Here is a 19,824-nt window from a genome sequence, read left to right as displayed (position 1 = left end):
GAGCAGGGCATGCGACGTATTGCTGTGATGGGTGCTGCCGGGCGCATGGGCAGGCATCTGGTCGAGGCCGTTCAGGAGCGCGCACCGCTCACTGGGCTGACGGCGGCCATCGTTCGTCCGGGCAGTACCATGATCGGTGCTGATGCTGGTGAGCTGGCTTCGTTGGGGAGAATCGGCGTGCAACTGACGGGTAATCTGGAGCAGGTCGCGGACGAGTTTGACGTCCTGATCGACTTCACGCTGCCAGACGTCATGCTGAAAAATCTGGCGTTTTGTCGCAAGGCTGGCAAGGCCATGGTGATCGGCACCACGGGATTGAACGCTGAGCAGAAACACGTGCTGAGCGAGGCGAGCCAAGAGATTCCGATCGTCTTCGCCTCCAATTTCAGTGTGGGTGTAAACCTGTCGTTCAAGCTGCTCGACCTGGCTGCGCGGGTGATGGGTGACGACGCCGACATTGAAATCATCGAAGCGCATCACCGCAACAAGGTCGATGCGCCTTCGGGTACGGCGGTCAGCATGGGTGAGGTGGTCGCCAAAGCGCTGGGGCGTGATCTGAACAAGGTCGCGGTCTATGGTCGTGAAGGGCACACAGGCGTTCGTGAGCGCGAGACCATTGGTTTCGCGACGGTGCGTGGCGGTGATGTGGTCGGAGATCACACCGTCCTGTTCGCCGCCGAAGGTGAACGACTGGAGATTACGCACAAGGCTTCCAGTCGCATGACGTTCGCCAAGGGAGCCGTACGTGCAGCGCTCTGGCTCGATGGCAAGGCGCCGGGTCTGTACGACATGCAAGACGTGCTCGACCTGCGCTGATCGATCGCGCCGATCTCGGCAACAATGCGGGCAGGAAGGGGGTTTTCCCTGTATCCTGCCCGCAGTTTCACACCGCTACGCGATGTCCTGTCGCATTCCCCAGCCTTTAAGGCGTTTTAGCGGTGGATTAAAAAACACTTTTTCTGTAAGCTACAGCTTTAGTGTGTCCACTAAAAGCGCGCAGATAATTCGATGAAAAAAGCGGGGTGACGTGTCCAAACGTCATTCCGCTTTTTTACAACCTGCGATCGCCCTTTCAGGCTTTATTACGGGAGGTCTTCTTGACTAAGCCAGCCATACTCGCCCTTGCTGATGGCAGCATTTTTCGCGGCGAAGCCATTGGAGCCGACGGTCAAACCGTTGGTGAGGTGGTGTTCAACACCGCAATGACCGGCTATCAGGAAATCCTTACCGATCCTTCCTATGCCCAGCAAATCGTCACCTTGACCTACCCTCACATCGGCAACACCGGCACTACACCGGAAGACGCCGAATCCGACCGCGTGTGGTCGGCGGGCCTGGTAATTCGTGACCTGCCACTGGTAGCGAGCAACTGGCGTAACAAGATGTCCCTGGCTGACTATCTGAAGGCCAACAACGTCGTTGCCATCGCCGGTATCGACACCCGCCGCCTGACCCGCATCCTGCGTGAGAAAGGCGCTCAAAACGGCTGCATCATGGCCGGTGACAACATCTCCGAAGAAGCGGCCATCGCAGCGGCTCGTGGTTTCCCTGGCCTGAAGGGCATGGATCTGGCGAAAGTCGTCAGCACCCAGGAAAGCTACGAATGGCGCTCCAGCGTCTGGAGCCTGAAAACCGATAGCCATCCAGAGATCGCTGCAGCCGATTTGCCATACAACGTTGTGGCCTACGACTACGGCGTCAAGACCAACATCCTGCGCATGCTGGTCGAGCGCGGCTGCCGCGTGACTGTGGTGCCTGCGCAAACCCCGGCCAGTGAAGTCCTCGCGCTCAATCCGGATGGCGTGTTCCTGTCCAACGGTCCTGGCGACCCTGAGCCTTGCGACTATGCGATTCAGGCGATCAAGGACGTGCTGCAGACCGAAGTTCCGGTGTTCGGCATCTGCCTGGGCCACCAGTTGCTGGCCTTGGCCTCCGGCGCCAAGACCGTCAAGATGGGTCATGGTCACCACGGTGCCAACCACCCGGTTCAGGACCTGGACACCGGCGTCGTCATGATCACCAGCCAGAACCACGGTTTTGCGGTAGATGAAGCCACCTTGCCGAGCAACGTCCGAGCGATTCACAAGTCGCTGTTTGACGGCACACTGCAAGGCATCGAGCGCACCGACAAGGACGCGTTCAGCTTCCAGGGCCACCCTGAGGCGAGCCCGGGCCCGAACGACGTCGCGCCGCTGTTTGATCGCTTCATCACTGCCATGGCCAAGCGCCGCTAAGCGGCTGACTGTCGACCATAGCGAGCAGGTGACTGCGGTGGGCCGGATCAAATCCGACAGCCTGCCCGGCACCTGAGAATGTTCAAGACGGCTTGCCGACTGACACAGGATTCGAGTGACAACCCATGCCAAAACGTACAGACATTAAAAGCATCCTGATTCTTGGCGCTGGCCCGATCGTGATCGGCCAGGCTTGTGAATTCGACTACTCCGGCGCCCAGGCCTGTAAAGCCCTGCGCGAAGAGGGTTACCGCGTCATCCTGGTGAACTCCAACCCGGCCACCATCATGACTGACCCGTCCATGGCCGACGCGACCTACATCGAGCCGATCAAATGGGCAACCGTTGCCAAGATCATCGAGAAAGAGCGTCCGGACGCACTGCTGCCGACCATGGGTGGCCAAACCGCACTGAACTGCGCATTGGACCTGGAGCGCGAAGGCGTTCTGGAGAAGTTCGGCGTAGAGATGATCGGTGCCAACGCTGACACCATCGACAAGGCAGAAGACCGTTCGCGTTTCGACAAGGCCATGAAAGCCATCGGCCTTGAATGCCCGCGTTCCGGTATTGCTCACACGATGGAAGAGGCCAATGCGGTCCTCGAAAAGCTCGGCTTCCCGTGCATCATCCGTCCGTCCTTCACCATGGGCGGCACTGGCGGCGGTATCGCGTACAACCGTGAAGAGTTCGAAGAAATCTGCGCTCGTGGTCTGGACCTGTCGCCGACCAAGGAACTGCTGATCGACGAATCCCTGATCGGCTGGAAAGAATATGAGATGGAAGTTGTCCGCGACAAAAAGGACAACTGCATCATCGTCTGTTCCATCGAAAACTTCGACCCGATGGGCGTGCACACCGGTGACTCGATCACCGTGGCGCCTGCGCAGACCCTGACCGACAAGGAATACCAGATCCTGCGTAACGCCTCGCTGGCAGTCTTGCGCGAGATCGGCGTTGAAACCGGCGGTTCCAACGTGCAATTCGGTATCTGCCCGGACACTGGCCGCATGGTCGTGATCGAGATGAACCCGCGGGTTTCCCGCTCGTCGGCTCTGGCCTCGAAAGCTACAGGTTTCCCGATCGCTAAAGTCGCCGCCAAGCTGGCCGTGGGTTACACCCTCGACGAACTGCAGAACGACATCACCGGGGGCAAGACTCCGGCCTCGTTCGAGCCGTCCATCGACTACGTCGTCACCAAGCTGCCACGCTTCGCCTTCGAGAAGTTCTCCAAGGCTGATGCGCGCCTGACCACTCAGATGAAGTCGGTCGGTGAAGTCATGGCCATCGGCCGCACCTTCCAGGAATCCCTGCAGAAAGCCCTGCGCGGTCTGGAAGTGGGCGTCAGCGGTCTCGATCCTAAGTTGGAACTGACTGACCCTGAAAGCGCTAGCATCCTCAAGCGCGAACTGACCGTTCCAGGCGCCGAGCGCATCTGGTACGTCGCCGACGCATTCCGCGCTGGCATGACCGTTGAGCAAATCTTCGGCATGAACATGATCGACCCTTGGTTCCTGGTGCAGATCGAAGATCTGATCAAGGAAGAAGAGAAGGTCAAGACCATGGGCATGTCGGCCATCGATCGCGACGTAATGTTCCGTCTGAAGCGCAAAGGCTTCTCTGACGCACGTCTGGCCAAACTGTTGGGTGTGACCGAGAAGAGCCTGCGCGCTCATCGTCACAAGCTCGAGATCTACCCGGTCTACAAGCGCGTCGACACCTGCGCCGCCGAGTTCGCGACCGACACCGCGTACATGTACTCCACGTACGAGGAAGAGTGCGAAGCCAACCCGTCGACGCGCGACAAGATCATGATCCTGGGCGGCGGTCCAAACCGTATCGGCCAAGGGATCGAATTCGACTACTGCTGCGTACACGCGGCACTGGCCCTGCGCGATGACGGGTATGAGACCATCATGGTCAACTGCAACCCGGAAACCGTATCGACCGACTACGACACCTCCGATCGCCTGTACTTCGAGCCAGTGACCCTGGAGGACGTGCTGGAAATCGTCCGCGTCGAGAAGCCGAAAGGTGTGATCGTCCAATACGGCGGCCAGACCCCGCTGAAACTGGCCCGCGCTCTGGAAGCTGCGGGCGTACCGATCATCGGCACCAGCCCTGACGCCATTGACCGTGCGGAAGACCGCGAGCGCTTTCAGCAGATGGTTGAGCGTCTGAACCTGCGTCAGCCGCCAAACGCCACTGTGCGCAGCGAAGACGAAGCGATTCGTGCCGCCGCCAAGATCGGTTACCCGCTGGTGGTTCGTCCGTCCTACGTACTGGGTGGCCGTGCGATGGAAATCGTTTACCAGGAAGACGAACTCAAGCGCTATCTGCGTGAGGCGGTTCAAGTGTCGAACGACAGTCCGGTGCTGTTGGACCACTTCCTGAACTGCGCCATCGAAATGGACGTGGATGCGGTCTGCGACGGCACTGACGTCGTGATCGGCGCAATCATGCAGCACATCGAGCAGGCCGGCGTTCACTCCGGTGACTCCGCGTGCTCGCTGCCGCCGTATTCGTTGCCTGCGCACATCCAGGACGAGATGCGTGAACAGGTCAAGAAAATGGCCCTTGAGCTGGGCGTTATCGGCCTGATGAACGTTCAGTTGGCGCTGCAGGGCGAAGACATCTACGTCATCGAAGTAAACCCGCGTGCTTCCCGTACCGTGCCGTTCGTGTCCAAGTGCATCGGTGTTTCCCTGGCAATGATCGCTGCGCGCGTGATGGCCGGCAAAACCCTGAAAGAACTGGGCTTCACCAAGGAAATCATTCCGAACTTCTACAGTGTGAAAGAGGCGGTATTCCCATTCGCCAAATTCCCTGGCGTTGACCCGATCCTTGGGCCAGAGATGAAGTCCACGGGTGAAGTCATGGGTGTCGGTGACACCTTCGGCGAAGCGTTCGCTAAAGCGCAAATGGGCGCCAGCGAAGTGTTGCCGACCGGCGGTACCGCGTTCATCAGCGTGCGTGACGACGACAAGCCTCTGGTGGCTGGCGTTGCTCGCAGTCTGATCGAGCTGGGCTTCGACGTTGTTGCAACCGCTGGCACTGCGCGTTTGATCGAGGCTGCTGGCCTGAAAGTGCGCCGCGTGAACAAAGTGACCGAGGGCCGTCCTCACGTGGTCGACATGATCAAGAACGACGAAGTCACCTTGATCATTAACACCACCGAAGGTCGTCAGTCGATCGCGGACTCCTATTCCATCCGTCGCAACGCTTTGCAGCACAAGATCTACTGCACCACCACCATTGCTGCGGGCGAGGCTATCTGTGAAGCGCTGAAGTTCGGCCCTGAAAAGACCGTACGTCGCTTGCAGGATCTACATGCAGGATTGAAGGCATGAGCATTACTAAATATCCGATGACCGTCCAGGGCGCCAAGGCCCTGGAAGACGAACACGCTCACCTCACTAAGGTCGTCCGTCCGAAGCTTAGCCAGGACATTGGCACGGCTCGCGAGCTGGGTGACCTGAAAGAAAACGCCGAATACCATGCTGCTCGCGAGCAGCAAGGCATGGTCGAGGCGCGTATCCGTGACATCGAAGGTCGCATGCAAAATGCCGTGATCATCGATGTCAGCACGATCGCCCATACTGGCAAGGTCATTTTCGGCACGACCGTGGAGCTTGCCAACGTGGAGACTGACGAGCAGGTGACTTACCAGATCGTGGGTGAGGACGAGGCCAACATCAAACTGGGCAAGATTTCAGTCGGTGCGCCGATCGCCCGGGCGATCATTGGCAAAGAAGAAGGCGATGTCGTTGCGATCAAAACACCGAGCGGTGTGATCGAGTACGAGATCGTTGAGGTCAAGCACATCTGACTTCGTGGCTCGCATGCCGCTCTCTTCGAGTGGCGTGCGGCAGGGGCAGGTGCCGTTCAGAGGCGCGCAGGTCGCGCCTCCTGACGGGTTTCGCCGTTACTTGTAACGATGAATGTTGGACAGCTGTTTGTTAGGCTGCGGGTTCTTGCGGTAGATCAGCGCCATTTTGCCGATGGTCTGTACCAGTTCAGCACGACCTTGCTTGCACAGTTCTTCGATCACGGCGCGACGCTCGTCGCGGTCTTCCAGCTTGATCTGAACCTTGATCAGTTCATGATCGACCAAAGCGCGGTCCAGCTCGGCCAGGACGCCTTCGCTCAGGCCATTGCCGGCGACCATCAGAACCGGCTTCAGGTCATGTCCAATGGATTTGTATTGTTTCTTCTGCTCGTTATTGAGCGGCATAATCTGACCCTTTTCGTCTGATTCTGTAAAATTGGCGGGCATTTTACCCGAGGGGCCGTGGCTCCGCCCAGTTAATCACGACCCTTTCATCATCGAGGTGCCCCGTGGCGCAGCGTTCCAAGAGCAGCCAGAACTGGCTGAGAGAGCATTTCAACGACCCTTTCGTCAAGCAGGCGCAGAAGGATGGCTACCGCTCGCGGGCGAGTTACAAGCTTTTGGAGATCCAGGAAAAGGACCGTCTGATCCGTCCCGGCATGACCGTGGTCGATCTGGGCGCGGCGCCTGGGGGCTGGTCCCAGGTGACCAGTCGTCTGATTGGTGGTCAAGGTCGTTTGATTGCGTCCGACATTCTGGAAATGGACAGCATCCCCGACGTGACCTTCATTCAAGGGGATTTCACTGAGGATGCCGTGTTCAAACAAATCCTCGAGGCGATCGGTAATACGGAAGTAGACCTTGTGATTTCCGATATGGCCCCCAATATGAGTGGATTGAGCGCTGTGGATATGCCACGCGCCATGTTCCTTTGTGAGTTGGCGCTCGACCTGGCGGGTCGCGTTCTGCGTCCAGGTGGCGATTTTTTGATCAAAATCTTCCAGGGCGAAGGTTTTGATACTTACCACAAGGACGTTCGGAAAATGTTCGACAAGGTGCAGATGCGCAAACCTTCGTCGTCCCGTGACCGGTCGCGTGAACAGTACCTGCTGGGCCGTGGTTTCAAGGGCGGTTATGAGGCCCCAAGCCAATTTGAGTGAAGGCAATAGCTTTTTTCAAATGGCTTTATTCATGAAGCGTAACGAACATCTTGTAGTCAAAGTTTCACAAAGGGTTACAGACGCCGCCTGCCACACCTGTAGGATCTGTAGTAAGTTAGGCCGGTGAATATCATGCGAGGCACGCTCCTGCGTGGAGCTTGCTTCAGAGGGTAGCTAATTGAACGATATGGCAAAGAATTTGATCCTGTGGTTGATCATCGCTGCGGTCCTGGTGACCGTGATGAACAACTTTTCCAGCCCGAACGAGCCGCAGACCCTCAACTATTCCGAGTTCATCCAGCAAGTGAAGGATGGCAAGGTCGAGAAAGTTGCCGTTGACGGTTACGTCATCACGGGCAAGCGCAGCGACGGTGACACCTTCAAGACCATTCGTCCGGCGATTCAGGACAATGGCCTGATCGGTGACCTTGTCGACAACAATGTCGTGATCGAAGGCAAGCAGCCTGAGCAGCAGAGCATCTGGACTCAGCTGCTTGTCGCGAGCTTCCCGATTCTCGTAATCATTGCTGTCTTCATGTTCTTCATGCGCCAGATGCAAGGCGGCGCGGGGGGCAAGGGAGGGCCGATGAGCTTCGGCAAGAGCAAGGCGCGCCTGCTCTCCGAAGACCAGGTCAAGACCACCCTGGCTGACGTCGCGGGTTGCGATGAGGCCAAAGAAGAAGTCGGCGAGCTGGTTGAATTCCTGCGCGATCCGGGCAAATTCCAGCGCCTGGGCGGTCGTATTCCGCGCGGCGTGCTGATGGTGGGTCCACCGGGTACCGGTAAAACGCTGCTTGCCAAGGCGATTGCTGGCGAAGCGAAAGTTCCTTTCTTCACCATTTCCGGTTCTGACTTCGTTGAAATGTTCGTGGGTGTCGGTGCAAGCCGTGTTCGCGACATGTTCGAACAAGCCAAGAAACACGCGCCATGCATCATCTTCATCGACGAAATCGACGCCGTCGGTCGCCATCGCGGCGCTGGCATGGGCGGCGGTCACGATGAGCGTGAGCAGACTCTCAACCAGTTGCTGGTAGAGATGGACGGCTTCGAAATGAATGACGGCATCATCGTGATCGCCGCGACCAACCGTCCTGACGTACTCGACCCTGCGCTGCTGCGCCCGGGCCGTTTCGACCGTCAGGTCGTGGTTGGTCTGCCAGACATTCGCGGTCGTGAACAGATTCTGAAAGTGCACATGCGTAAAGTGCCGATGGGTGACGACGTCAATGCTGCCGTCATTGCTCGTGGTACGCCTGGTTTCTCCGGTGCAGACCTTGCCAACCTCGTCAACGAAGCCTCGCTGTTCGCGGCTCGCGTGGGCAAGCGCATCGTCGAGATGAAAGAGTTCGAGCTGGCCAAAGACAAGATCATGATGGGCGCCGAGCGTAAATCGATGGTCATGTCCGAGAAAGAGAAGCAGAACACCGCTTATCACGAAGCCGGGCACGCCATCGTCGGTCGCGTCGTGCCTGAGCATGATCCGGTCTACAAAGTGTCGATCATTCCACGTGGTCGTGCATTGGGCGTCACGATGTTCCTTCCTGAAGAGGACCGTTACAGCCTGTCCAAGCGTGCGTTGATCAGCCAGATCTGCTCGCTCTATGGTGGTCGTATCGCGGAAGAGATGACGTTGGGCTTTGACGGCGTCACCACGGGTGCTTCGAACGACATCATGCGCGCCAGCCAGATTGCCCGGAACATGGTCACCAAATGGGGCCTGTCCGAGAAAATGGGCCCATTGATGTACTCCGAAGACGACGATGGCGGTTATCTGGGTCGTGGTGGTGGCGGTCAGAACTCCAGTCTTTCGGGTGAAACCGCTAAGATGATCGACTCTGAAGTGCGCAGTATCATTGACCAGTGCTACGGCACTGCGAAGCAAATCCTCACCGACAACCGCGACAAGCTGGATGCGATGGCGGATGCGCTGATGAAGTATGAAACCATCGATGCTGAGCAGATCGATGACATCATGGCGGGTCGCACGCCTCGCGAACCGCGCGATTGGACAGGGGGCACCGGCACTTCCGGGACGCCAACTGCACCCGTCGGTCCGCGTCCGGAAACACCGATCGGTGGTCCTGCTGCTGAACACTAAGGCCTGACATGACTTCTGCGCTGTACCCGACCCGGTTGCCTTGCGGCAACCGGGTTCTTGATTTATCCCGGACCCACGTCATGGGCATCCTCAATATCACCCCTGATTCGTTCTCTGACGGTGGTCGGTTCGCTCAGCGCGATCTTGCCCTCCGTCATGCGGAGGCTATGGTGGCGGCTGGTGCGACACTTATAGACGTCGGCGGCGAGTCCACACGTCCGGGTGCTGCTGCGGTTTCTGCCAACGAAGAGCTGAATCGTGTCGCACCGGTCGTCGAAGCCATCAGTCGTGAGCTTGATGTGGTCATCTCGGTCGACACTTCGACACCAACGGTCATCCTTGAGACGGCTCGGCTGGGCGCGGGGCTCATCAACGATGTGCGCTCGTTGCGGCGAGAGGGTGCACTGGAGGCGGCTGCCGCGACCGGGCTGCCCGTGTGCCTGATGCACATGCGCGGCGAGCCAACGGACATGCAGGACGATCCTCGTTACGACGATCTCATCGGTGAGGTGACCGCCTTTCTCGGTGAGCGAATGGACGCCTGTGTCGCGGCGGGTATTCCTGCAGAGAGGATCATTCTCGATCCAGGCTACGGTTTTGCGAAGAATCTCGATCATAACCTGAGCCTGTTCAAACATATGGAGGCGCTGCATGTGCTGGGGCGGCCTCTGCTGGTGGGTGTGTCACGCAAGAGCATGATTGGCAAAGTGCTCGACAAGCCTGTTGATCAGCGACTCTACGGTGCACTGGCTCTGGCTGCGATGGCCATGATTCAAGGTGCAAGAATTTTACGCGTGCACGATGTTGCGGAAACTGTCGACGTGGTGCGGATGATTGCCGCTGTCGAATCGGCAAAATAAGAAGGTTGGAGCCCCCATGACCCAGAAAAAATACTTCGGAACCGACGGCATTCGCGGTCGTGTCGGTCAATTTCCGATCACTCCCGATTTCATGCTGCGGCTTGGTTGGGCAGCTGGCATGGCGTTCCGCAAAATGGGCGCTTGCCGGATTCTGGTCGGCAAAGACACGCGTATTTCGGGTTACATGTTCGAATCTGCCCTGGAAGCCGGGCTGTCAGCCGCGGGTGCAGATGTGATGCTGCTCGGCCCGATGCCAACGCCTGCCATCGCCTATCTGACGCGGACGTTCCACGCCGAGGCAGGGATAGTGATCAGCGCCTCGCACAACCCGCATCACGATAACGGCATCAAGTTTTTCTCGGGTCAGGGCACCAAGCTGCCAGACGAAATCGAGATGATGATCGAGGAATTGCTCGATACGCCGATGACCGTGGCTGAGTCAGAAAAGCTCGGCAAGGTGTCGCGTATCAACGACGCGGCTGGCCGTTACATCGAATTCTGCAAAAGCAGCGTGCCGACCAGTACTGACTTTGCCGGTCTGAAATTGGTGGTCGACTGTGCGCACGGGGCAACCTATAAAGTGGCGCCCAATGTCTTTCGAGAGTTGGGCGCGAAGGTCACCGTGCTGTCGGCTGCGCCGAACGGCCTGAACATCAATGATGATTGCGGTTCGACCCATATGGGCAATCTGCAAGCGGCGGTTGTCGCTGAGAAGGCGGATCTGGGGATCGGCTTCGACGGTGATGGTGATCGAGTGCTGATGGTTGATCACTCCGGTGCGATCGTCGATGGTGACGAGCTGCTCTACATCATTGCCCGCGATCTGCATGAGCGCGGTCGCCTGCAAGGTGGCGTGGTCGGAACCTTGATGAGCAATCTGGGGCTTGAACTGGCCCTCGCGGATCTGAACATTCCATTTGTGCGTGCCAATGTTGGCGACCGTTACGTCATCGCTGAACTGCTGGAGCGCAACTGGCAGGTGGGTGGCGAGAATTCCGGTCACGTCGTTTGCTTCCAGCACACCACCACGGGTGATGCGATCATTGCCGCGCTGCAGGTGCTGCTGGCGCTCAAGCGCACCGGGCAAAGCCTCGCAGAATCGCGCCAGGGCGTAAGGAAGTGCCCTCAGGTATTGGTCAACGTGCGGTTCGAGGGTGGGAATGTCGATCCAGTCGAGCACCCGGCGGTCAAGGAGGCCTGTGAGCGCGTGACGGCGGCCATGGGTGGGCGTGGGCGCGTGTTGCTGCGCAAGTCCGGCACAGAGCCTTTGGTGCGTGTGATGGTCGAAGGCGAGGACGAAACGCTGGTTGCGGGCTACGCCGATGAACTGGCAAAACTGGTTGCTGAAGTTTGCGCCTGATTACGGCTTGCCAGTGTTGAAACTGTTGGGTAACATCTGCGCCCACTTTGACCGACGAGGTACAGCATGCGTCGCCCTATGGTAGCTGGTAACTGGAAAATGCACGGTACCTGCGCCAGCGTCGCTGAGCTGGTAGAAGGTCTGGCCAATATGGCCATTCCTGACAGTGTCGACGTTGCGGTATTCCCTTCGAGTCTGCACGTCAGCTTCGTTGTCGAGTGCTTTGAAGAGCATTCGATTTCTGTAGGTGCGCAGAACTGCGCGCACGAAGCGGGTCAGGGTGCACTGACCGGTGAGATTTCACCGACTCAGTTGCAGGATGCGGGTTGCAAGCTGGTGCTGGTAGGGCACTCGGAGCGTCGCCAGATCATGGGCGAGAGCAACGAAGTCCTGAACCGCAAGTTTGCAGCTGCGCAGGCAAGTGGCTTGACCCCGGTGCTGTGCATCGGTGAAACACTTGAGCAGCGTCAGGCTGGCAAAACGCTTGAAGTTGTCGGGCAGCAGCTCGACAGCATCATCGAAGAGTTGGGTATCGATGCTTTCGTGAATGCGGTCATCGCTTACGAGCCGGTCTGGGCCATTGGTACCGGACTGACAGCCTCGCCGGAACAGGCGCAGGAAGTGCACGCAGCCATTCGTGCGCAGTTGGCAAAAGAGAATTCTGAAGTCGCGCAAGGTGTGCGTCTTCTATATGGCGGCAGCGTGAAGGCGGCCAATGCGGTCGAGCTGTTCAGCATGCCGGATATCGATGGGGGCCTCATTGGAGGCGCTTCCCTGAATGCAGATGAGTTCGGTGCGATCATTCGCGCCGCGGGAAACTGAAAAAATGCTGGAAACAGTCGTAGTCGTTCTTCATCTGCTGGGTGCGCTGGGCGTTGTTGCTCTGGTATTGCTGCAGCAGGGTAAAGGTGCGGACGCTGGCGCGTCGTTCGGAGCAGGTGCATCAAATACTGTCTTCGGAGGCCAAGGTTCCTCTACCTTTCTTAGTAAGTTTACTGCTATACTTGCCGCCTGTTTCTTCATAACCAGCTTGGGGTTAGGTTACTTTGCTAAAGAGAAAGCTCACCAGCTGACTCAAGTAGGTTTGCCAGATCCAGCGGTGTTGGAAGTTAAACAAAAGCCGGCAGCAGATGATGTTCCGGTCCTGGAAGGGCAACAGAAACCAGCCGCTGCTCCAGCTGATGTTCCTGCCGCTCCAGAACAGAAGTAACACAGGATTCGCAGTCGATATTGGGGCTGCAAAAAGAGTTGTAATGCCGAGGTGGTGGAATTGGTAGACACGCAACCTTGAGGTGGTTGTGCCCATAGGGTGTAGGGGTTCGAGTCCCCTTCTCGGTACCAATTAACAAGTCAGCCCGCAGTAGCGGGCTTTCTTGTAGGTGGATGTGTCGGATTGACCCAAATCGGGATCGGTCGTATACTTCCGCCCCAGCTTTGTCGCGGGGTGGAGCAGTCTGGTAGCTCGTCGGGCTCATAACCCGAAGGTCGTTGGTTCAAATCCAGCCCCCGCAACCAGTTTTAGCGGAGCCCCTTTTCAGGGGCTTTTTGTTAACTGGACACTTTATTACGCCGCTGTTCAACGGCGTTTTTCATGAGATGGGCGCTTTGCCCATTTTTTATTTGCACAGCATGCACGAGGGGGTTCAGGTGTCGAGCAAGCTAGAACAGTTGCAGGCCTTGCTGGCCCCGGTGGTCGTGGCCCTTGGCTATGAATGCTGGGGTATCGAGTTTTCGGCCCAGGGTCGTCACTCAATGTTGCGCGTTTATATCGATAAAGAGGGCGGCGTGCTGGTGGACGATTGTGCCATCGTCAGCCGTCAGATCAGCGGTGTTCTGGACGTAGAAGATCCGATCAGCTCCGAATATACGCTCGAAGTTTCTTCTCCTGGCATGGAACGCCCGCTGTTCACGATTGAGCAGTTTGCAGCCTTTGCCGGGGAACAAGTGAAGATAAAGCTGCGCTCGCCCTTCGACGGTCGACGTAACTTTCAAGGCCTTCTCCGCGGGGTGGAGGAGCAGGATGTCGTGGTGCAAGTGGATACTCACGAATACCTGTTGCCGATCGATCTGATCGACAAAGCCAACATTATTCCCACGTTTGACTGAGACGCGGATCCCGCGGATCCAATGGCTTGCGAAAGGCGAGGCGTACGATGAGCAAAGAAGTACTGCTGGTTGTTGAGTCGGTATCCAATGAAAAAGGCGTACCGGCCGGTGTAATTTTTGAAGCGCTGGAAATCGCGTTGGCCACGGCCACTAAAAAGCGTTTTGAAGACGAAGTTGACCTGCGTGTGGAAATCAACCGCCACACGGGCGCTTACGAGACGTTCCGTCGCTGGACAGTCGTCGAAGAAGAAGACCTTGATGATCCGGCCATCGAAACCTGGCCGAGCAAGGTTGCCGAGACGCACCCCGGTGCGAACGTCGGCGATGTCGTAGAAGAAAAGATCGAGTCTATCGAGTTCGGCCGTATCGCTGCCCAGACTGCCAAGCAAGTCATTGTGCAGAAAGTACGCGAAGCCGAGCGCGCTCAAGTCGTGGACGCTTATCGTGAGCGTCTGGGCGAAATCATTTCCGGCACTGTTAAAAAAGTTACACGTGACAATGTCATCGTCGACTTGGGTAACAATGCCGAGGCGCTGCTGGCGCGTGAAGACATCATCTCCCGGGAAACCTTCCGCGTCGGTGTCCGCGTCCGTGCATTGCTCAAAGAGATCCGCACTGAAAACCGTGGTCCTCAGTTGATCCTGTCGCGTACTGCGCCAGAGATGCTGATCGAGCTGTTCCGGATTGAAGTACCGGAAATTGCCGAAGGTCTCATCGAGGTGATGGCTGCCTCCCGTGATCCTGGTTCGCGTGCAAAAATCGCAGTTCGCTCCAAGGACAAACGCATTGACCCGCAAGGCGCGTGCATCGGCATGCGTGGTTCGCGTGTCCAGGCTGTTTCCGGCGAGTTGGGCGGCGAGCGTGTGGATATCGTGCTCTGGGACGATAACCCGGCGCAGTTCGTCATCAACGCCATGTCGCCTGCCGAAGTGGCAGCGATCATCGTTGATGAAGACGCCCACGCCATGGACATCGCTGTCGGTGCGGACAACCTGGCCCAAGCGATTGGTCGCGGCGGCCAGAACGTGCGTCTGGCAAGCCAGTTGACTGGCTGGACCCTGAACGTGATGACCGAATCGGACATCCAGGCCAAGCAGCAAGCGGAAACCGGCGACATCCTGCGTAACTTCATCGAAGAGTTGGAAGTCGACGAAGAGCTCGCGCAGGTTCTGGTGGACGAAGGCTTCACCAGCCTGGAAGAGATTGCCTACGTACCGTTGGAAGAAATGCTCAACATCGACGGCTTTGACGAAGACATCGTCAACGAGCTTCGTGCTCGCGCCAAGGATCGTTTGTTGACCAAAGCCATCGCTACTGAGGAAAAGCTGGCAGACGCCCATCCGGCCGAAGACCTGCTCTCGCTTGAGGGTATGGACAAGGATTTGGCGATGGAACTGGCGGTGCGCGGCGTAATTACCCGCGAAGACCTGGCCGAGCAGTCTATTGACGATCTGCTCGACATCGACGGCATTGACGATGATCGTGCCGGCAAGTTGATCATGGCCGCCCGAGCCCATTGGTTCGAGTAAGTAAATGCGGCCTGAGGAGAGAAGTGCATGACGCAAGTCACGGTGAAAGAACTGGCCAAAACGGTCGACACACCGGTAGAGCGCCTGTTACAGCAGATGCGTGAGGCAGGTCTGCCGCACACCGCCGCCGAGCAAGTTGTGACCGATAACGAAAAACAAGCCCTGTTGACGCACCTGAAAAGCGGCCACAAGGCTAAAGTGGAAGAACCGCGCAAGATCACTTTGCAGCGCAAAACCACCAGTACCCTGCGCGTTGCTGGCAGCAAAAGCATCAGCGTTGAAGTACGTAAAAAGAAAGTCTTCGTACAGCGTAGCCCGGAAGAAATCGAAGCCGAGCGCAAGCGCGAGCAGGACGAGCGTCGTGCGGTAGAAAATGCCGCGCGTCAAAAGGCTGAAGAAGAAGCCCGTCAGCGTGCCGAAGAAGAAGCGCGCCGCCAGCCTGCTACCGCTCAGGAAACTGCTGACGCTGTTGCTGCTCCGGCGCCAGCGGCCGAAGCCGCTCCGCAAGTGGCTGCAGAGCATGTTCAGGAAGCGCCTGTCGCTGCCCCTGCACCGGCTGCCGATATTCGCAAGCGCGAGGAGCCTCGTCGCCCTGATAAACCACGTGCCGACGATAACAATCGTCGTGGCGGCGGTGGCGATGGCGAGCGCAAAAACGCTCCGCATCGTGCTTCGGTCAAGGAAAAGGCGCCTGCGCCACGCGTTGCTCCACGTACCACCGACGAAGAAAGCGATGGCTTCCGTCGTGGTGGTCGCGGCAAGGCGAAACTGAAGAAGCGCAACGCTCACGGCTTCCAGAACCCTACCGGTCCTGTGGTTCGTGAAGTGAAGATCGGCGAGACCATCACTGTGGGCGACCTCGCTCAACAGATGTCGGTCAAAGCTGCTGAAATCATCAAGTTCATGTTCAAGCTGGGCACGCCAGCCACCATCAACCAGGTTCTGGATCAGGAAACTGCCCAACTGGTCGCTGAAGAACTGGGCCACAAAGTGACCCTGGTCAGCGATACCGCCCTGGAAGATTCCCTGGCTGAGTCCCTGAAATTCGAAGGTGAAACGGTTCCTCGTGCGCCGGTCGTGACCGTCATGGGTCACGTTGACCACGGTAAGACCTCGCTGCTCGACTACATCCGTCGTGCCAAGGTTGCCGCTGGCGAAGCCGGTGGTATCACCCAGCACATTGGTGCGTACCACGTTGAAACCGAGCGTGGCATGGTGACGTTCCTCGACACCCCGGGTCACGCCGCGTTTACCGCAATGCGTGCCCGTGGTGCCAAGGCGACCGACATCGTGATTCTGGTGGTTGCTGCCGACGACGGTGTCATGCCTCAAACCATCGAAGCCGTTCAGCATGCTGTCGCTGCTGGCGTTCCGTTGGTCGTGGCGGTCAACAAGATCGACAAGCCGGGTGCTGACCTGGACCGTATCCGCAGTGAACTGTCGGTTCATGGCGTAACGTCCGAAGAGTGGGGTGGTGATACCCCATTCGTACCGGTATCGGCAAAAGTCGGTACGGGTGTCGACGAACTGCTGGAAGCGGTCCTGCTTCAAGCTGAAGTTCTGGAACTGGTCGCTACGCCATCGGCCCCAGGTCGTGGTGTCGTGGTTGAATCGCGTCTGGACAAGGGCCGTGGTCCAGTGGCCACCGTTCTGGTTCAGGACGGTACGCTGCGTCAGGGCGACATGGTCCTGGTTGGCTCCAACTACGGTCGTGTCCGCGCCATGCTCGACGAGAACGGCAAATCCATCAAGGAAGCCGGTCCATCCATCCCTGTCGAGATTCTCGGCCTGGACGGTACACCGGACGCTGGCGACGAGATGAGCGTAGTTGCTGACGAGAAGAAAGCCCGTGAAGTGGCTCTGTTCCGTCAAGGCAAGTTCCGCGAAGTCAAGCTGGCCCGTGCTCACGCCGGCAAGCTGGAAAATATCTTCGAGAACATGGGTCAGGAAGAGAAGAAGACGCTCAACATCGTCCTCAAATCCGACGTCCGTGGCTCCCTCGAAGCTTTGCAGGGCGCTTTGAATGGCCTGGGCAACGACGAAGTGCAAGTGCGTGTAGTGGGCGGCGGCGTCGGTGGTATCACCGAAAGCGACGCCAACCTGGCGCTGGCTTCCAACGCTGTTCTGTTCGGCTTCAACGTGCGTGCTGATGCTGGCGCGCGCAAGATCGTCGAGCAGGAAGGTCTGGACATGCGTTACTACAACGTCATCTACGACATCATCGAAGACGTCAAGAAAGCCCTTACCGGCATGCTTGGCAGCGACGTCCGGGAGAACATCCTGGGTATCGCCGAAGTTCGCGACGTGTTCCGCTCGCCGAAATTCGGTGCGATCGCCGGTTGCATGGTCATTGAAGGCGTTGTGTTCCGTAACCGTCCGATCCGTGTACTGCGTGAAGACATCGTTATCTTCGAAGGCGAGCTGGAATCCCTGCGCCGCTTCAAGGATGACGCTTCCGAAGTACGTGCCGGCATGGAATGCGGTATCGGCGTCAAGAGCTACAACGACGTCAAGGTCGGCGACAAGATCGAAGTCTTCGAAAAGGTCCAAGTGGCTCGCAGCCTCTAAATCGCGAGCTTCAGGAACTCTGGCGAACGTCGCATGAAAATGCTCAGCGCACGTCATGGGTTCTAAACGCAACGCCCGGTCCGGCTTCTGCCAGGCCGGGCGTTTGCCGCTTTCAGACCGGACGGCTTTTGCCGAAGGTCAGTACAGGTAACAAGACATGGCAAAAGAATACAGCCGTACCCAACGTATCGGCGATCAGATGCAGCGCGAGCTGGCTCAACTGATCCGTCGTGAAGTCAAGGACCCGCGCGTAGGTCTGGTCACCATCACTGCTGTCGACGTCAGCCGTGATGTGGGACACGCGAAGATCTTCATCACCGTGATGGGCCAGGACAACGCTGAAGACATCAGCCAGACCATCAAGGTCTTGAATTCCGCAGCGGGTTTCCTGCGCATGCAGCTGGCGCGTGAAATGAAGCTGCGCAGCGTGCCTCAATTGCATTTCCACTACGACGAAAGCGTTGCCCGTGGCGCGCACCTGTCGGCGTTGATCGAGCGCGCGGTGGCCGAGGACGGTCAGCACGAACCTGCTGCCAAGCAAGACGGTTCGGAGGAATAACGGCGTGGCTCAGGTCAAGCGTATTCGCCGCAACGTCAGCGGCATCATCCTGCTCGACAAGCCGCTGGGTTTCACCTCCAACGCCGCCTTGCAGAAGGTGCGCTGGTTGCTCAATGCGGAAAAGGCCGGCCACACCGGTAGCCTCGATCCCCTCGCCACCGGCGTGCTGCCACTGTGCTTCGGAGAGGCGACCAAGTTCTCCCAATACCTGCTCGATTCCGACAAGGGTTACGAAACCCTGATGCAGTTGGGCAAGACCACCACCACGGCGGACGCCGAAGGCGACGTGTTACAAACTCGTCCGGTGACCGTTGGTCGCTCCGATATCGAAGCTGTATTGCCTGATTTTCGTGGGCAAATCAGTCAGATACCGCCGATGTACTCTGCCCTGAAGCGTGATGGCCAGCCGTTGTACAAGTTGGCTCGAGCAGGGGAAGTGGTGGAGCGCGAACCGCGTTCTGTTACTATTGCGCGCCTGGAATTATTGGCGAGCGAAGGCGAGACCGCGCGGCTGGCCGTTGACTGCAGCAAAGGCACCTATATCCGCACCCTCGTGGAAGATATCGGTGAAAAACTGGGCTGTGGCGCGTATGTTGCCGAGCTGCGTCGTACGCAAGCAGGGCCGTTCACACTGGCGCAGACTGTTACGCTGGAAGAGCTTGAAGCGGTTCACGCCGAAGGTGGCAACGAAGCGGTTGATCGTTTCCTGATGCCTTCCGACAGCGGTTTGCAGGATTGGCCTCTGCTGCAATTTTCCGAGCACAGTTCGTTTTACTGGCTGCACGGTCAGCCAGTCAGAGCCCCGGATGCGCCGAAGTTCGGCATGGTACGGGTGCAGGATCACGAAGGACGCTTCATCGGAATCGGTGAAGTGAGTGAAGACGGGCGGATTGCGCCGCGTCGTTTGATTCGGTCAGAGTGACCGAAACCCGTTGTGACAGGGTTTCCTGCACGGCGGTGAAGGGTGGCTGTTAACAGGCATGGTCACGCCTCATTTTTTAATACGAGAGTTTGCTCTCGGCCTGTTGAAATCGTCTCTCTGGAGCGGTTTCCTGATAAAAGGATTGCCTCATGGCTCTCAGCGTTGAAGAAAAATCTCAGATCGTAACCGACTACCAGCAAGCTGTTGGTGACACTGGTTCGCCAGAAGTGCAAGTTGCACTGCTGACCGCCAACATCAACAAACTGCAAGGTCACTTCAAGGCCAACGGTAAAGACCACCACTCCCGTCGTGGTCTGATCCGCATGGTAAACCAGCGTCGTAAGCTGCTGGACTACCTGAAAGGCAAAGACCTGAGCCGTTACAGCGCTCTGATCGGTCGCCTGGGTCTGCGTCGCTAATCAGCGATTGCGCTAGAGGTTGGTTGTCTGTCGTGCGTCAGAGGGTTTCCCGCTGGCGCATGGCAGGCTCCCAGCCTCAAGTTTTATCTGGATACATGTTTTATACGCTTGGCTGTACACCTGGACTGCCGCAGGGGCCGATTCCCCTCACTGCCCACGAATTCGCAAGAAACCAGTTCCCCC

17 protein-coding genes and 2 tRNA genes are annotated in these 19,824 nt (G+C 57.9%); 18 read left to right on the top strand and 1 reads right to left on the bottom strand.

Features of this window, described 5'->3' with window-relative positions:
• Positions 1–9: 9 nt before the first annotated feature.
• From dapB to greA, 4 genes are all read left to right on the top strand, one after another.
• Complete coding sequence (gene dapB, locus GVN17_RS20440; RefSeq protein ID WP_166597067.1) at positions 10–816, top strand: 4-hydroxy-tetrahydrodipicolinate reductase; 807 nt, start codon at positions 10–12, stop codon at positions 814–816.
• Between the two features lie 281 nt (positions 817–1,097).
• Positions 1,098–2,234, top strand: coding sequence for a glutamine-hydrolyzing carbamoyl-phosphate synthase small subunit (carA, locus tag GVN17_RS20435; protein ID WP_166597066.1), 1,137 nt, complete (start codon positions 1,098–1,100; stop codon positions 2,232–2,234).
• A gap of 125 nt (positions 2,235–2,359) precedes the next feature.
• The gene (gene carB / locus GVN17_RS20430) at positions 2,360–5,581 is read left to right on the top strand and encodes a carbamoyl-phosphate synthase large subunit (RefSeq protein ID WP_166597065.1); all 3,222 of its coding nucleotides are present in this window, start codon (positions 2,360–2,362) and stop codon (positions 5,579–5,581) included.
• A 2-nt stretch (positions 5,582–5,583) separates the two neighbouring features.
• Positions 5,584–6,060, top strand: coding sequence for a transcription elongation factor GreA (gene greA, locus GVN17_RS20425; RefSeq protein ID WP_166597136.1), 477 nt, complete (start codon positions 5,584–5,586; stop codon positions 6,058–6,060).
• Positions 6,061–6,156: 96 nt separating this feature from the next.
• Here the strand turns inward: greA and yhbY are convergent, their stop codons facing one another.
• The gene (gene yhbY / locus GVN17_RS20420) at positions 6,157–6,465 is read right to left on the bottom strand and encodes a ribosome assembly RNA-binding protein YhbY (RefSeq protein WP_093465544.1); all 309 of its coding nucleotides are present in this window, start codon (positions 6,463–6,465) and stop codon (positions 6,157–6,159) included.
• A gap of 104 nt (positions 6,466–6,569) precedes the next feature.
• Here yhbY and rlmE point away from each other — a divergent pair, with 104 nt between their 5' ends.
• From rlmE to rpsO, 14 genes are all read left to right on the top strand, one after another.
• On the top strand, positions 6,570–7,220 hold the full coding sequence (gene rlmE / locus GVN17_RS20415) for a 23S rRNA (uridine(2552)-2'-O)-methyltransferase RlmE (protein ID WP_166597064.1): 651 nt from the start codon (positions 6,570–6,572) through the stop codon (positions 7,218–7,220).
• A gap of 187 nt (positions 7,221–7,407) precedes the next feature.
• Positions 7,408–9,318, top strand: coding sequence for an ATP-dependent zinc metalloprotease FtsH (gene ftsH, locus GVN17_RS20410; RefSeq protein WP_166597063.1), 1,911 nt, complete (start codon positions 7,408–7,410; stop codon positions 9,316–9,318).
• Between the two features lie 8 nt (positions 9,319–9,326).
• Positions 9,327–10,178 carry a dihydropteroate synthase gene (folP, locus tag GVN17_RS20405; protein WP_166597062.1) on the top strand — a complete coding sequence of 284 codons (852 nt, stop codon included), beginning with the start codon at positions 9,327–9,329 and terminating at the stop codon, positions 10,176–10,178.
• A 16-nt stretch (positions 10,179–10,194) separates the two neighbouring features.
• Positions 10,195–11,538, top strand: a complete 1,344-nt coding sequence (gene glmM, locus GVN17_RS20400) for a phosphoglucosamine mutase (RefSeq protein WP_166597061.1) — start codon at positions 10,195–10,197, stop codon at positions 11,536–11,538.
• A gap of 66 nt (positions 11,539–11,604) precedes the next feature.
• Positions 11,605–12,360 carry a triose-phosphate isomerase gene (gene tpiA / locus GVN17_RS20395; RefSeq protein ID WP_166597060.1) on the top strand — a complete coding sequence of 252 codons (756 nt, stop codon included), beginning with the start codon at positions 11,605–11,607 and terminating at the stop codon, positions 12,358–12,360.
• A 4-nt stretch (positions 12,361–12,364) separates the two neighbouring features.
• The gene (gene secG / locus GVN17_RS20390) at positions 12,365–12,748 is read left to right on the top strand and encodes a preprotein translocase subunit SecG (RefSeq protein WP_166597059.1); all 384 of its coding nucleotides are present in this window, start codon (positions 12,365–12,367) and stop codon (positions 12,746–12,748) included.
• 45 nt (positions 12,749–12,793) lie between these two features.
• Positions 12,794–12,879, top strand: a tRNA-Leu gene (locus GVN17_RS20385).
• 97 nt (positions 12,880–12,976) lie between these two features.
• Positions 12,977–13,053 (top strand) — tRNA-Met (locus tag GVN17_RS20380).
• 132 nt (positions 13,054–13,185) lie between these two features.
• The gene (gene rimP, locus GVN17_RS20375; protein ID WP_166597135.1) at positions 13,186–13,644 is read left to right on the top strand and encodes a ribosome maturation factor RimP; all 459 of its coding nucleotides are present in this window, start codon (positions 13,186–13,188) and stop codon (positions 13,642–13,644) included.
• Between the two features lie 47 nt (positions 13,645–13,691).
• Positions 13,692–15,173, top strand: coding sequence for a transcription termination factor NusA (nusA, locus tag GVN17_RS20370; protein ID WP_166597058.1), 1,482 nt, complete (start codon positions 13,692–13,694; stop codon positions 15,171–15,173).
• Between the two features lie 27 nt (positions 15,174–15,200).
• A complete protein-coding gene (infB, locus tag GVN17_RS20365; protein WP_166597057.1) occupies positions 15,201–17,741 on the top strand; it encodes a translation initiation factor IF-2 in 2,541 nt (846 codons plus the stop codon).
• A gap of 157 nt (positions 17,742–17,898) precedes the next feature.
• Positions 17,899–18,300: a 30S ribosome-binding factor RbfA gene (gene rbfA / locus GVN17_RS20360; RefSeq protein ID WP_166597056.1), complete on the top strand. Its 402-nt coding sequence runs from the start codon at positions 17,899–17,901 to the stop codon at positions 18,298–18,300.
• 4 nt (positions 18,301–18,304) lie between these two features.
• A complete protein-coding gene (gene truB / locus GVN17_RS20355) occupies positions 18,305–19,222 on the top strand; it encodes a tRNA pseudouridine(55) synthase TruB (protein ID WP_166597055.1) in 918 nt (305 codons plus the stop codon).
• A 149-nt stretch (positions 19,223–19,371) separates the two neighbouring features.
• Positions 19,372–19,641 (top strand): 30S ribosomal protein S15, encoded by a 270-nt coding sequence (gene rpsO, locus GVN17_RS20350; protein WP_166597054.1) that lies wholly within the window; start codon positions 19,372–19,374, stop codon positions 19,639–19,641.
• The last annotated feature ends 183 nt before the right edge of the window (positions 19,642–19,824 follow it).

The sequence above is a fragment of the Pseudomonas sp. SLFW genome (assembly GCF_009905615.1).
GTDB classification, from domain to species: domain Bacteria; phylum Pseudomonadota; class Gammaproteobacteria; order Pseudomonadales; family Pseudomonadaceae; genus Aquipseudomonas; species Aquipseudomonas bambusae.
Note: the sequence above shows the minus strand (reverse complement) of the source record. Positions and strands in the feature narration are given on the sequence as shown.